This is a genomic window from Staphylococcus simulans, assembly GCF_025561465.1.
GTDB lineage: Bacteria > Bacillota > Bacilli > Staphylococcales > Staphylococcaceae > Staphylococcus > Staphylococcus simulans.
The window spans coordinates 1,997,587-2,011,277 of the sequence record NZ_CP095100.1 but is presented as its reverse complement, the minus strand read 5'-3'; the positions used below and the strand labels follow the sequence as shown (position 1 = coordinate 2,011,277).

Below are 13,691 nucleotides of genomic sequence, written 5' to 3'. Positions count from 1 at the left end.
TTATTTAGATTGCGCTTTATAACCCACCATATTAATAATATCTTTAGGTGAACTATAAGGCGGCGCATAGGCTGGTTCAAATTCAGTTAGTTCATCAATGGTCATATTGTTTTGCATGGCCATTGAAAGTACATCAATACGTTTATCTGCACCTGCTTTACCGACTGCGGCAGCGCGTAAAATACGACGTGTATCTTTGTCGAAATAGACACGTAAATGGACACGTTCTGCGCCAGGGAAGTAGCTGGCATGGTTGTATTGTTCATTTTCAGTCATACCATAATTAAAGTGTTTCAATTCGTTTGGTGAGATACCGACACTCGTTAAAGTATAATCAAAGAATTTCACCGCATTTGCGCCTAAGAAGCCTTTAAACGGCGGAGCACTGTCTAAAGCGATATGTTGTGCTACAATGCTGGCAGCACGATGTGCACCCCAAGCTAGCGGTACACGTGTTGGTAAGTCAACATGACGATAATAGTAAGAGGCAATGTCGCCAATCGCATAAATGTCTTCAAAGTTCGTTTGGAAGTATGCGTTGACTGGGACATAACCATCGTCATCTAATTTGATGTCAGTATCTTTAAATGATTCATTGTTCGGTACAATACCGAGCCCTTCAATAATCATGTCGAAGTCTTCTTGTTTACCTGATTTGAAGTGCACCGTTTTACCCTCTACAGTGTCAATTTCTTCATTGAGTCGATAATCAATTTTGCGTTCATCCATCGCATCGAAAATCACTTGGTTCATATCTTGATCCATGAATTTATTGACTTTATCTGAGCGGTGGATTAATACCGTTTCTAAACCGTGATGATATAAGTTTTCTAAGACTTCTAATGAAATGTAGCCGGCACCGACAATCAGCACCTTTTTAACATTATTTTGTTTAATGTAGTTTTCAATTGCATCTGTATCTTCCAGGTTACGTAGTGTAAAGGCCATATCAGTGTCCAGTGGGAGTGAGTTTGCGCGACAACCTGGACTTAAAATTAATTTATCGTAATTGTCTGTGAATGTTTCGCCAGTCTCTCTGTTTTTGACTGTCACTTCTTTTTTAGAAGGATCAACATGTGTAACTTCGTGATAGACATGTGCATCGATATCTTTTTGTTCTTTTAAACCTTCAGGTGTGTAATTGAGCAATTGCGAACGATCTGGAATAATACCGCCTAAATAATAGGGAAGACCACAGTTCGCAAAAGTCACATCGCGATCTTTCTCATACACCGTTATCTTATAGTCTGAATTTAATCGGCGTAATTGGCTTGCGACTGTTGCGCCGCCAGCGACACCGCCGACAATAATAATATGTGTCATGTTTTTACCTCCAATATGATGTAATAAAAAAACAAGGTTGATACAAAGTGTCATAATAGATTGTCTTTAAAACACTTGCAAACCTTGAATTGATAAGATTTATATTAACAAGAATGCACGTTTGCGTTTTCTTGATAAGGAATATTTAAACTGAAAAAGTCATTTAAATAACGGCCGATACCGTCTTGGTTGTTAGAATAAGTTGTTTCTTTTGCGATGTGTTTCAGTTCATCTAAGCCGTTATCCATCGCTACGCCATGTTTCGCATATTTAATCATTTCGGTATCGTTATCTTCGTCGCCGAAAGCGATAATGTGATTGCGGTCTACACCGAGTGCATCTTTCACACTATCAATTCCTCTCGCTTTACTTATACCCCGTTTAACAATCTCTATAACTGGGAATGGCGCACCCCAGCGGCGATGTTCAATACTTTCTGCGAAGAAACGTGACAACATTTGTTTTACTCTTGGAATCATATGCTCTTCGGCTTCGATTAAAATAGAAGTCGGTGATTCATTTAATTGGCTGACGATATCTCCAGTCTCAATTTTAGGATTGCCCATAGAGAAACCTTCGAATAGATGTTCATCGTACGTATCGATAAAGACATGGTCTTTTACTTCTGCGATAATATTTTTTACCTGCATATTACGTAATGCGTCAATAATACTTGAGGCCAAGTCTGGATCTAATGTCTCATGTGTGACAGGGAAGTCAGCATCTGTCGGATTATGAACATAGGCGCCATTGAAGTTGACAATCGGCGTATTTAAGCCTAATTGGTCATAATAAGGACGACTGGCTCTGAAAGGTCTGCCTGTCGCAATCATGATATGGTGGCCTTGTTCTTTTAACGTTTGTAAAACTTTAAATGTATATGGTGAAATTTCTTTTTCATCGTTTAATAATGTTCCGTCTAAATCTAAACAAATTAAATAAGGTTCCATAGTATAATCTCCTTGTGCTTAAGTTGATAAATAAATCTAAATGCGGTTTGACGCATGAAATGGATGAATTGAGTATAAACACTGCTCAATCTCCTTATATGAAACATTGTCTATAAATAGGCTGATTCATTTTTTTGTGAATGTATTCCTATAATAGCATTTTATTGGAGTTTTGTCGGATATTTGATATATTGATAATAACCATAATTGCATAAAAGAGGTGAATATAATGGATGAAGCATTAAAAGATAATATCTTAGGTGCATTAGAAAACGTAATTGACCCTGAGCTCGGCATTGATATCGTCAACTTAGGTTTAGTATATAAAGTCAATCTCGAAGACGATGGTTTATGTAAAGTAGAGATGACACTAACATCAATGGGTTGTCCTTTAGGACCGCAAATTATTGAACAAATCAAAATGGCGCTTGCAGAAATTCCAGAAATTCAAGATACTGAAGTGAATGTTGTTTGGAATCCGCCATGGAATAAAGATATGATGTCACGCTATGCGAAAATCGCTTTAGGTGTGAGCTAAGAGATATCATGCCAATGATATAAGAAATGAAACGACTTATTTGTTTAAAGCTAATGAAAAATAGCTGAAGACGATAAGTCGTTTTTTTATCCCGAATTGTACTTGTTCACAAAATTGTTATAAATGAGTTGTGCGATTCATGCTAAATAAAAGATTTATTCAAATAACTATAAAATATCTTGATATTGCAAGAATATTACATTAATATTACAATTGGTAATTATGACACTCACGTGTTCTGTCACATACATAGAGCACAATGAACCACGCAAAATCTTAAATCAGAAAGAAAGGTAAATGCATGACTAATTTGAAACGCAGTTCAGCTCAGAACAGTGCATCACCTGAAAAACCTAAAAAAATGAACTATATGCCTGGTTTAGATGGGTTAAGGGCAATTGCTGTGCTCGGTATTCTTATCTACCATTTAAATAAACAATGGCTTTCAGGCGGATTTCTTGGTGTAGATACGTTCTTTGTTATTTCTGGATATTTAATCACAAGTCTTTTATTAATAGAACATCATCAAACAGGAACGATCAGTTTAAAGCGCTTCTGGTACAGACGTATTAAACGTTTGATTCCAGCAATGTTATTTGTGGTCAGTGTAACTACGATATTTACGTTGTTATTCCAAAGAGATGAAATACTTCGTGTTAAACAAGATGCGATTGCGGCTATTTTTTACGTCTCTAACTGGTGGTATATCGCTAAAGATGTCAATTATTTCGACCAATTTTCATTTGAACCTTTAAAACATTTATGGTCTCTTGCGATTGAAGAACAATTCTATTTATTCTTTCCTTTAGTTTTGATTTTATTACTGGCTAAAGTTAAGAAACATAAACAAATTGTATTGATATTTTGGATTATCTCATTAGCTTCATTATTAGCAATGGTGTGGATTACACATCCTGGCATGAACTTCTCGCGTGTGTACTTCGGTACAGATACACGCTTGCAAACGTTATTACTCGGTGTCATTCTTGCATTTTTATGGCCGCCGAACCGTTTGAGAAAAGATCCGCCGCTTGCGGTACGTATGTCAGTTGACTTGATGGGAGTTATCTCATTAGCAATTTTAATGGCTTTATTTGTCGTTGTAGAAGACCAAAGTTACTGGATTTATAACGGTGGTTTCTACTTGATTTCAGGGATTACACTCTTCTTAATTGCAAGTGTGGTACATCCGAGCGGCTTATTAGCACGCTTTATGGGCAATCCATTATTTGTATATATCGGACAACGCTCATATAGTTTATATTTATGGCATTTCCCAATTATCGTATTATTGCATCGCTACTTTGTAGCAGGACAAATTCCAGTATGGGTATATGTCGTAGATGTTGTTTTAACATTCATTATGGCCGAAGTGTCTTATCGTTATGTTGAAACACCATTTAGAAAACAAGGCTTTAAAATGTTGTCATTTAGAACGAAATCAAAACGTATTTGGGTTCATTGGCTGGCATTATTAGTCATTGCGATTCCGTTTGCGGTAATTTTAGCAGGTGTCTTTGATCATTACGGTAAAGATAAAACTGCGGATAAAGCGACTCAATTCAATACAAATTCAATTGATAAATATGTGGTACGCCCAGTGCCGTATGGCAAAATTGATTTCTTAGGCAATGGCGGCGGTAAGCAGCCAGAAGAACAAGTTGAAGTATACAATAAAGTGAAACCTTTATTAATCGGTGACTCTGTTATGGTTGATATTGGTGAACGCTTTAAAGAACAAGTACCGCATTCAGTCATTGATGGTAAAGTGGGACGTAATATGTACCAAGCTAAACCATTAATCGAACAAAATTACAGTCACTATAATAAAAAAGGCGACCAAGTCATTATTGAATTAGGTACGAATGGTGACTTCAATAAAGAACAATTAGATGATGTCATCGCATCATTCGGTAAAGCGGACATCTATTTAGTCAACACACGTGTGCCGCGTTCTTATGAAGGACACGTTAACCAATTGATGAAAGAAGCGGCTAAAGAACATAAAAACGTTAAACTCGTAGATTGGTATAAACGTTCTGCAGGACATCCTGAATACTTCGCATATGACGGTATTCATTTAGAATATCCAGGTGTTAAAGCATTATCTGATGAAATCATTAAAACAATGGGTCTCAGTAAAAAAGACAAATAAATAGAAACGAATACAAGAACTGAAATCAGAAAATGAATGCTGATTTCAGTTCTTTTCTTATATTTAGAGTGAGTTTGTTATAGGTAAAAGTTTTGTGGTAAAGCATATGAGGAATGATTTAAAAAGAAAAGAAAAATTTACTGAAACGAAGCGTTATAAGTTGAAAAATAAAGGGTCGATGCTCTATACTATGTATAAGGTCAAAGAAAGTCAAAGTCAAAAGGACTTGCAAGCATACTGAGTAACAGAGGTGAAGAGAATGGATGCAAATAAGATGACCTATGCCGTGCAAGAAGCGTTACAACAAGCGATTCAACTTGCACAAGACTATGAACAACAAAATGTAGAAATAGAAGCGGTGTTATTAGCTGCCTTAAAAGAAACAGATAGTTTATTTAATAGTGTATTAGAACGTGCCAATATTGATACGAGTGAGTTAGCGAACGCATATGATTCAAAATTAAAACGCCATGCGACAGTTAAAGGCGATAATATTCAATATGGTCAATATATCGGCAATGAAACCAATACGCTTTTTAATAAAGCAGAAGCTATTATGAAAGACTATGATGATGAGTTTGTATCAATGGAACATGTGTTGTTAGCAGCCATGGAAGTTGATGAGACAACTAAATCATACGTCGGAAATAAAAATGAAGTAATCAAAGAAATTATTAAGAAGATCAGAGGAGGAAATCACGTGACATCACAAAATCCAGAAGCGAACTATGAAGCACTTGAAAAATATGGTCGTGATTTAGTAGAAGAAGTCCGACAAGGAAATATGGATCCAGTTATCGGAAGAGATGAAGAAATTCGTAATACGATTCGTATCTTAAGTCGTAAAACGAAAAATAACCCTGTCTTAATCGGGGAACCAGGTGTCGGTAAAACTGCGATTGTTGAAGGATTAGCACAACGAATTGTGAAAAAAGACGTGCCGGAATCCTTATTAGATAAAACAATCTTCGAATTAGACTTAAGCGCATTAGTGGCTGGTGCAAAATACCGTGGTGAATTCGAAGAACGCTTAAAAGCAGTCTTAAAAGAAATTAAAGATGCTGACGGTCGTATTATTCTCTTTATCGACGAATTGCATATGCTAGTCGGTGCAGGTAAAACAGATGGTGCGATGGATGCAGGCAACATGTTGAAACCGATGTTAGCACGTGGTGAATTACACTGTATCGGTGCAACAACTTTAAATGAGTATCGTGAATATATTGAAAAAGACTCAGCATTAGAACGTCGTTTCCAAAAAGTAAACGTGTCTGAACCTGATGTAGAAGATACGATCTCTATTTTACGTGGATTGAAAGAACGCTATGAAGTGTATCATGGTGTACGTATTCAAGACCGTGCATTAGTTGCTGCAGCAGAATTATCAGATCGTTATATCACAGATCGTTTCTTACCAGATAAAGCAATTGACTTAGTAGACCAAGCATGTGCGACAATTCGTACAGAAATGGGTTCTAACCCAACAGAACTCGACCAAGTCAACCGTCGTGTAATGCAGTTAGAAATTGAAGAAAATGCGTTACAACATGAATCAGACAGTGTCAGTCAACAACGTTTGAAAGAACTTCAAGAAGAGCTTTCAAATGAAAAAGAAAAACAAGCAGCGTTACAATCTCGTGTAGAACAAGAAAAAGAAAAAATTGCGAAACTACAAGAAAAACGTGCAGAACTTGATGAAAGCCGTAAAGCATTAGAAGATGCTGAAAATAACTATAATCTTGAAAAAGCAGCGGAATTGCAACACGGTAAAATCCCTCAATTAGAAAAAGAATTACGTGAATTAGAAGATGCGTTCCAAGATGATCAAGTTGGTGATGAAGAACGTATTATCCGTGAAATTGTGACAGATGAAGAAATCGGAGATATCGTCAGTCAATGGACAGGTATTCCAGTTACAAAATTAGTGGAAAGTGAACGTGACAAATTACTACACTTAAACGATATCTTGCATGAACGTGTCGTAGGTCAAGATAAAGCCGTTGATTTAGTTGCAGATGCGGTTATCAGAGCACGTGCAGGTATTAAAGACCCTAATCGTCCAATCGGAAGTTTCTTATTCCTAGGACCAACAGGTGTCGGTAAAACAGAGCTTGCGAAAGCATTAGCCTCTAGCTTATTCGATTCAGAAAAACACATGATTCGTATCGACATGAGTGAGTATATGGAAAAACACTCTGTCTCTCGTTTAATTGGAGCGCCTCCAGGCTATGTAGGTCACGATGAAGGTGGTCAATTAACAGAAGCAGTGCGTCGTAATCCTTACTCAGTCATCTTATTAGATGAAGTAGAAAAAGCACACTCTGATGTCTTCAACGTGTTATTACAATTATTAGATGAAGGTCACTTAACAGATTCTAAAGGCCGTAACGTAGACTTCAAAAACACAATCATTATTATGACAAGTAACATCGGTTCGCAAATTTTACTTGAACAAGTGAAAGAAACAGGTGTAATTACAGAAGACACAGAAAAAGCAGTCATGAATAATTTAAATCAATTCTTCAAACCTGAAATCTTGAACCGTATGGATGATATTGTATTATTCCGTCCATTATCAGTAGATGACATGAGCTTGATTGTAGAAAAAATCTTAGCAGAATTGAATATCCGCTTATTAGATCAACGAATTTCAATTGAAGTGTCAGACGCAGCGAAAAAATGGTTGGGTGAAGAAGCATATGAACCGCAATTTGGTGCGCGTCCATTAAAACGTTTTGTACAACGTCAAATTGAAACGCCATTAGCACGTATGATGATTAAAGAATCATTACCAGAAGGTACAACAATTAAAGTTGACTTAGAGGATGATGGTTTACAATTTGATGTAGAAAAAGCACAAATATAATGATTAATATAAAGAAACAGCCGTATCGCATTTGATACGGCTGTTTTCATACATAAAAAAATCCAGCAAGAACTTTTGCTGGATGCGAAATGCGGGCTGTTATTGTTTACTGTCTTCTTCTGCAGCAGATGGCTTAATAGGTTTCATTAGTGCGTCTAAAGCAACGATAGCAAGTGTAAAGACAACTGCTAAAACTAATGGAAGAACCATATCTAATGTTCCGCCGCCGGCTAAACTGTTTAACACGAAGTTAACCATTTGAAGCAGCAAAACAGACCAGAATAGTACCATAATGTATTTCATCTGTTGTGCCTCCATATTTCATCTTTAGTTCAATTATAAAATAGAGTGATTGCTTTGTATAGTGAAATCAGGAAATTCGACACAAGAGCCAAGTTGTAGAAGATGAAACAACATCACATTTATTGTGATACGCGCGTTCAAATATTATAATAGTGTAAGCAATGTCATGATGGATACGAATAAAGCACTTGTATTCAAAAAGTAGAATATGATAAATTAATACCTGGTATTAAAATTATTTTTAAGAAGGTGTAGAACCATGAATGTGGGTATTAAAGGTTTTGGAACTTACGTTCCAGAAAAAGTAGTAGACAATGCCTATTTTGAATCGTTTTTAGAAACATCTGATGAATGGATTTCTAAAATGACTGGAATCAAAGAACGTAGATGGGCAGGCGAAGACGAAGAAACATCAGATCTTGCTTATGAAGCAAGTGTGAAAGCAATTGAAGATGCAGGAATTAAACCTGAAGATATAGATATGGTAATTGTCGCAACATCAACAGGAGACTTCCCGTTTCCAACTGTAGCAAATATGTTGCAAGACCGTTTAGGTTTAGGAAAAGTTGCGACGATGGATCAATTAGCAGCATGTTCAGGATTTATGTATTCCTTGATTACTGCCAAACAGTACATACAGTCAGGTGACTATCATAATATTTTAGTAGTCGGTGTGGATAAACTTTCTAAAATTACTGATTTAACAGATCGTTCGACTGCTATTTTATTCGGTGATGGTGCAGGTGCAGCAGTAATCGGTGAAGTATCTGAAGGACATGGTATCTTAAGCTATGAAATGGGTTCTGACGGCAGTGGCGGCAAGTATTTATACTTGAACCACGATAACGGCAAAATCTTTATGAATGGTCGTGAAGTGTTTAAATTTGCGGTTCGTATTATGGGAGAAGCTTCTCGTAATGTAGTGGATAAAGCCGGATTAACTGCTGATGATGTCGATATGTTCGTACCGCATCAAGCGAACATCAGAATCATGGAATCTGCTCGTGAACGCTTAGGTATTCCAAAAGAAAAAATGAGTGTATCAGTAGATAGATTCGGCAATACTTCAGCGGCTTCTATTCCGTTAAGTATTGGACAAGAACTCGAAAACGGCAGAATTAAAGACGGCGATGTCTTAGTGCTAGTCGGTTTCGGCGGCGGCCTGACTTGGGGCGCAATTACATTAAGATGGGGAAAATAGGAGGATAAGGTATGAGCAAAGAGCAACGCGTTGTAATTACAGGAATTGGCGCATTATCTCCATTAGGAAATGATGCAGAAACGTCATGGGAAAACGCTTTAAAAGGTGTTAACGGAATTGATGAGATTACTCGTATTGACACATCTGATTACAATGTTCATTTAGGCGGAGAATTAAAAGACTTCAATGTTGAAGATTATATCGATAGAAAAGAAGCACGTCGTATGGATCGTTTCACACAGTATGCGGTAGTAGCGGCACGTGAAGCGGTACAAGATGCGAAGTTGGATATTAATGATAAAACAGCTGACAGAATCGGTGTATGGATTGGTTCAGGTATCGGAGGCATGGAAACTTTCGAAGTGGCACATAGCCAATTGTTAAATCGTGGACCACGCCGTGTCAGTCCGTTCTTCGTACCAATGTTGATTCCTGATATGGCAACAGGCCAAGTATCAATTGATTTAGGTGCTAAAGGACCAAACGGTTCAACAGTGACAGCTTGTGCAACAGGTACTAACTCAATTGGTGAAGCATTTAAAATTATCCAACGCGGTGATGCAGATGCGATGGTAACTGGCGGTAGTGAAGCGCCGATTACACATATGGCAATTGCTGGATTCAGCGCAAGCCGTGCGTTATCTACAAACAATGACAAAGAAACAGCATGTCGTCCATTCCAAGAAGGCCGTGATGGCTTCGTAATGGGTGAAGGTGCAGGTATCGTAGTGCTTGAGTCGTTAGAATCAGCACAAGCACGTGGTGCGAAAATTTACGCTGAAATCGTTGGTTATGGCTCAACAGGTGATGCGTATCATATCACTGCACCAGCGCCTGAAGGTGAAGGCGGTTCTCGCGCAATGAAAGCTGCGATGGATGATGCAGGTATCGAACCGAAAGATGTACAATACTTAAACGCACATGGTACAAGTACACCAGTAGGTGACTTGACTGAAGTTCTTGCGATTAAAAATACATTCGGAGATGCTGCGAAAAACTTAAAAGTCAGCTCAACTAAATCAATGACTGGCCACTTATTAGGTGCTACAGGTGGTTTAGAAGCTATCTTCTCAGCACTTTCTATTCGTGATAGTAAAGTTGCGCCAACAATCCATGCGGTAACACCAGATCCTGAATGTGATTTAGACTTCGTGCCAAATGAAGCACAAGACTTAGACATCACATATGCGATGAGTAACAGTTTAGGTTTCGGTGGTCATAACGCAGTTTTAGTATTGAAAAAATTTGAAGACTAATTTTAAATAGACCTAAAAATAAGCCAGATGTTTGGATTCTAAATCAGAGTCCAAACATCTGGCTTTTGTCTTTCCTGAAAATACAATTGTATTTTATGCAGGAGCATTCATATTGAATATACAGATGCGATAGTGTAACAAAACGAATGGATTTTTCAGGTTTAATATACAAAAAGACATGCGATTATTACTATATTTCACTGAAAACCCTACAATGAACGTATTAAATTAATAAAAAATACAAAAAATAGATAAATAACTTATGTTAAATTTTCTTGTTTAGTACTAAAAATTTAGATTTTGTCGATGATGTATAATATGTGAAAAGTTTCCTTTGTATATCCTGAATAGACAATTGAAATTAAGTGTGGTAAATAAAACTAGCAATTAAATAGGTAGAAAAAAACGGCAAAGTGAAATCACTCTGCCGTTTTTTTGTGGTTAAAAAGTGAAAGTCGCCAGCAAACATAAAATGACATAAACCACATTGACTAAAGTTAAATAGATCGTCCAACGTTCTACAATATAGACCTCTCTTTTAACTTGTTTAGGATTAATAAATTCATCATCAACATGTGCTTTACGATGTTTGGCACTAGACATTTGGTAGCGCAAACGCCTGAAACCATAGCTTGTCGCATCAAAGATACCATCTTGAACTAAGATGAAAACGAAGCCGACAATAAAAAGCAACATACTGACAATGAATAAAATGTCGATAAATTGAGTCCACGTATGTTCGCGAAACAGCCAAATAATCAAACTTAAAACAGGTGAGAATATTGTCCAGAAAATCCATCGGAAATGTTTATTCATATCACGATTACCTCTCGATTCATTAAAAATTTAAAAGTAATTCATCAGCATTTATTTAGTAATAACTATAAAGTTTTTTTAATAGAAATACAAGAAACAAAAAGCACGTAATCTATTGATATTGCTATATTTGTTACACATGTGTGACGGAACTTTTTGTTATAACATTTAAATTATTCAAAAAATTGTGTTGATTTTAAATGTAAAGTACCGATATACTAATATTAAAATATTTCTGATAATTAGAAGGGAATGTTTAATTTGAATCTATAAGGGGGATTGTCAATGCTTAGATATATATTCAAGCGTTTTGGGTACATGCTTATTTCTTTGTTTATCATTATGACTATCACTTTCTTCTTAATGAAATTGATGCCAGGTTCACCGTTTAATGATGCAAAGTTAAGCGCAGATCAAAAGGAGATTTTGAACGAGACCTACGGTTTGAATGATCCAGTCATTGTACAATATTTGCACTACTTAAAGAACGTAGTCACAGGAGATTTTGGGGTTTCATTCCAATATCATAACCAACCAGTGTGGGATTTAATTCAACCTCGTTTGATTCCGTCAATTGAAATGGGACTTGCGGCGATGGTCATCGGGATTGTTTTAGGATTGATTTTGGGTGTTGCAGCAGCAACAAAACAAAATACATGGGTGGATTACTCAGCGACAGTTATTTCAGTTATCGCTGTTTCAGTACCATCATTCGTATTAGCAGTATTATTACAATATGTGTTCTCAGTAAGATTAAGATGGTTCCCAGTAGCAGGTTGGGAAGGTATTTCAACAGCTATTCTGCCATCACTCGCACTTTCAGCAGGCGTACTTGCGACAGTCGCACGATACATACGAGAGGAAATGATCGAAGTGCTGAGTTCTGATTATATTTTACTTGCGAGAGCCAAAGGGAATTCAATGATGCGTGTGCTATTTGGCCATGCATTACGAAATGCATTGATTCCAGTTATCACAATCATCGTGCCGATGTTAGCTGGAATTTTAACAGGGACACTTACAATCGAGAATATCTTCGGGGTTCCAGGACTAGGGGATCAGTTCGTAAGATCGATTCAAACGAATGACTTCTCTGTCATTATGGCAACCACTCTTTTATTCAGTACGTTATTCATCGTATCGATTTTCATAGTGGATATTTTATATGGAATTATCGATCCGCGTATTAGGATACAAGGAGGTAAGAAATAATGGCAGAAGACAAAAAACAACACTTGCATGGAGATTACTCCAATGCAACGTTATCACATACGACAGATGGCGAGAACGCGCCTGACTTTATCTTAGTAGAACAAGATATTGATAAAGAACCAGAAATTCAACGTGAAAGTAAAAACTTCTGGCAAGATGCTTGGAGCCAATTAAGACGAAATAAACTTGCAGTAGTCGGGATGATCGGATTAATTTTAATCATCATCATGGCACTTGTCGGTCCTTTAATCAGCAGCCATGATTATGCTGAACAAGATGTAGACCGCAGAAACTTACCAGCAAAAATACCTGTCTTAGACAAAATACCTTTCTTACCGTTTGACGGTGTAGGTGCAGATGGCAAAGACGCATATAAAGAAGCTGGTGTGAAAGAGAACTTCTGGTTTGGGACAGACCAATTAGGTCGTGACTTATGGTCACGTACTTGGCAAGGTGCACAAGTATCATTATTCATCGGTGTTGTTGCCGCCGCATTAGATATCTTTATCGGTGTAGTTTACGGGGCAATATCCGGATTCTTTGGAGGACGAACTGATGACGTCATGCAGCGGATTATAGAAATCATCGCTTCTATTCCGAACTTGATTGTCGTAATTTTATTCGTATTGATTTTCGAACCTTCAATTTGGACAATTATTTTAGCAATGGCCATTACAGGATGGATTGGCATGAGCCGTGTTGTTCGTGGTGAGTTCTTAAAATTAAAAGGACAAGAATTCGTATTAGCATCACGTACATTAGGGGCTTCTAAAGGGAAATTGATTTTCCGTCATATTTTACCAAATACATTAGGAGCAATTGTTGTAACTTCAATGTTCACAGTACCAAGTGCAATTTTCTTCGAAGCATTCTTAAGCTTCATCGGTATCGGTGTACCAGCACCTAAAACATCACTTGGTTCATTAGTAAATGACGGACGTGCGATGTTATTGATTCATCCACATGAATTATTTATTCCAGCATTGATTTTAAGTTTATTGATTTTATTCTTCTACTTATTCAGTGATGGATTACGTGATGCATTCGATCCGAAAATGCGTAAATAAGGGA

General features: G+C 37.0%; 11 protein-coding genes. 7 read left to right on the top strand and 4 right to left on the bottom strand.

What is annotated here, in order from left to right; translation table 11 throughout:
* Both MUA87_RS09455 and MUA87_RS09450 read right to left on the bottom strand, forming a co-directional pair.
* Complete coding sequence (locus MUA87_RS09455) at window positions 1–1,323, bottom strand: CoA-disulfide reductase (protein WP_002481877.1); 1,323 nt, start codon at window positions 1,321–1,323, stop codon at window positions 1–3.
* A 104-nt stretch (window positions 1,324–1,427) separates the two neighbouring features.
* Window positions 1,428–2,273, bottom strand: coding sequence for a Cof-type HAD-IIB family hydrolase (locus MUA87_RS09450; RefSeq protein ID WP_002481878.1), 846 nt, complete (start codon window positions 2,271–2,273; stop codon window positions 1,428–1,430).
* Window positions 2,274–2,502: 229 nt separating this feature from the next.
* Between MUA87_RS09450 and MUA87_RS09445 the strand changes: the two genes are divergently transcribed.
* The 3 genes from MUA87_RS09445 (at window position 2,503) to clpB (ending at window position 7,832) form a co-directional block, all read left to right on the top strand.
* Window positions 2,503–2,811, top strand: a complete 309-nt coding sequence (locus MUA87_RS09445; RefSeq protein ID WP_002481879.1) for a metal-sulfur cluster assembly factor — start codon at window positions 2,503–2,505, stop codon at window positions 2,809–2,811.
* 301 nt (window positions 2,812–3,112) lie between these two features.
* Entirely contained in the window at window positions 3,113–4,966 is a 1,854-nt protein-coding gene (locus MUA87_RS09440; RefSeq protein ID WP_083309968.1) for an acyltransferase family protein, read from the top strand.
* Between the two features lie 259 nt (window positions 4,967–5,225).
* The gene (gene clpB, locus MUA87_RS09435; RefSeq protein ID WP_262550634.1) at window positions 5,226–7,832 is read left to right on the top strand and encodes an ATP-dependent chaperone ClpB; all 2,607 of its coding nucleotides are present in this window, start codon (window positions 5,226–5,228) and stop codon (window positions 7,830–7,832) included.
* Window positions 7,833–7,931: 99 nt separating this feature from the next.
* Here clpB and MUA87_RS09430 read toward each other — a convergent pair whose 3' ends face one another.
* Window positions 7,932–8,135, bottom strand: coding sequence for a YjzD family protein (locus MUA87_RS09430; protein ID WP_002481935.1), 204 nt, complete (start codon window positions 8,133–8,135; stop codon window positions 7,932–7,934).
* 259 nt (window positions 8,136–8,394) lie between these two features.
* On the opposite strand from MUA87_RS09430, the gene MUA87_RS09425 reads away from it, so the two are divergent.
* Entirely contained in the window at window positions 8,395–9,336 is a 942-nt protein-coding gene (locus MUA87_RS09425) for a beta-ketoacyl-ACP synthase III (protein ID WP_023015800.1), read from the top strand.
* An 11-nt stretch (window positions 9,337–9,347) separates the two neighbouring features.
* A complete protein-coding gene (gene fabF / locus MUA87_RS09420) occupies window positions 9,348–10,592 on the top strand; it encodes a beta-ketoacyl-ACP synthase II (RefSeq protein ID WP_002481937.1) in 1,245 nt (414 codons plus the stop codon).
* Between the two features lie 441 nt (window positions 10,593–11,033).
* Here the strand turns inward: fabF and MUA87_RS09415 are convergent, their stop codons facing one another.
* Entirely contained in the window at window positions 11,034–11,408 is a 375-nt protein-coding gene (locus MUA87_RS09415) for a DUF3899 domain-containing protein (RefSeq protein ID WP_105979523.1), read from the bottom strand.
* 285 nt (window positions 11,409–11,693) lie between these two features.
* On the opposite strand from MUA87_RS09415, the gene opp3b reads away from it, so the two are divergent.
* Entirely contained in the window at window positions 11,694–12,620 is a 927-nt protein-coding gene (gene opp3b, locus MUA87_RS09410) for an oligopeptide ABC transporter permease (protein WP_262550632.1), read from the top strand.
* Window positions 12,620–13,687 carry an oligopeptide ABC transporter permease gene (opp3C, locus tag MUA87_RS09405; protein ID WP_002481941.1) on the top strand — a complete coding sequence of 356 codons (1,068 nt, stop codon included), beginning with the start codon at window positions 12,620–12,622 and terminating at the stop codon, window positions 13,685–13,687. The genes opp3b and opp3C overlap by 1 nt, the downstream gene beginning before the upstream one ends.
* Window positions 13,688–13,691 lie beyond the last annotated feature (4 nt).

What these genes read in the sequence shown, in the direction of transcription:
- fabF (WP_002481937.1), top strand. Translation starts at nt 9,348, where the DNA reads ATGAGCAAAGAGCAACGCGTTGTAATTACAGGAATTGGCGCATTATCT.
- MUA87_RS09455 (WP_002481877.1), bottom strand. Translation starts at nt 1,323, where the DNA reads ATGACACATATTATTATTGTCGGCGGTGTCGCTGGCGGCGCAACAGTC.
- MUA87_RS09430 (WP_002481935.1), bottom strand. Translation starts at nt 8,135, where the DNA reads ATGAAATACATTATGGTACTATTCTGGTCTGTTTTGCTGCTTCAAATG.
- MUA87_RS09450 (WP_002481878.1), bottom strand. Translation starts at nt 2,273, where the DNA reads ATGGAACCTTATTTAATTTGTTTAGATTTAGACGGAACATTATTAAAC.
- opp3b (WP_262550632.1), top strand. Translation starts at nt 11,694, where the DNA reads ATGCTTAGATATATATTCAAGCGTTTTGGGTACATGCTTATTTCTTTG.
- MUA87_RS09440 (WP_083309968.1), top strand. Translation starts at nt 3,113, where the DNA reads ATGACTAATTTGAAACGCAGTTCAGCTCAGAACAGTGCATCACCTGAA.
- clpB (WP_262550634.1), top strand. Translation starts at nt 5,226, where the DNA reads ATGGATGCAAATAAGATGACCTATGCCGTGCAAGAAGCGTTACAACAA.
- MUA87_RS09415 (WP_105979523.1), bottom strand. Translation starts at nt 11,408, where the DNA reads ATGAATAAACATTTCCGATGGATTTTCTGGACAATATTCTCACCTGTT.
- MUA87_RS09425 (WP_023015800.1), top strand. Translation starts at nt 8,395, where the DNA reads ATGAATGTGGGTATTAAAGGTTTTGGAACTTACGTTCCAGAAAAAGTA.
- MUA87_RS09445 (WP_002481879.1), top strand. Translation starts at nt 2,503, where the DNA reads ATGGATGAAGCATTAAAAGATAATATCTTAGGTGCATTAGAAAACGTA.
- opp3C (WP_002481941.1), top strand. Translation starts at nt 12,620, where the DNA reads ATGGCAGAAGACAAAAAACAACACTTGCATGGAGATTACTCCAATGCA.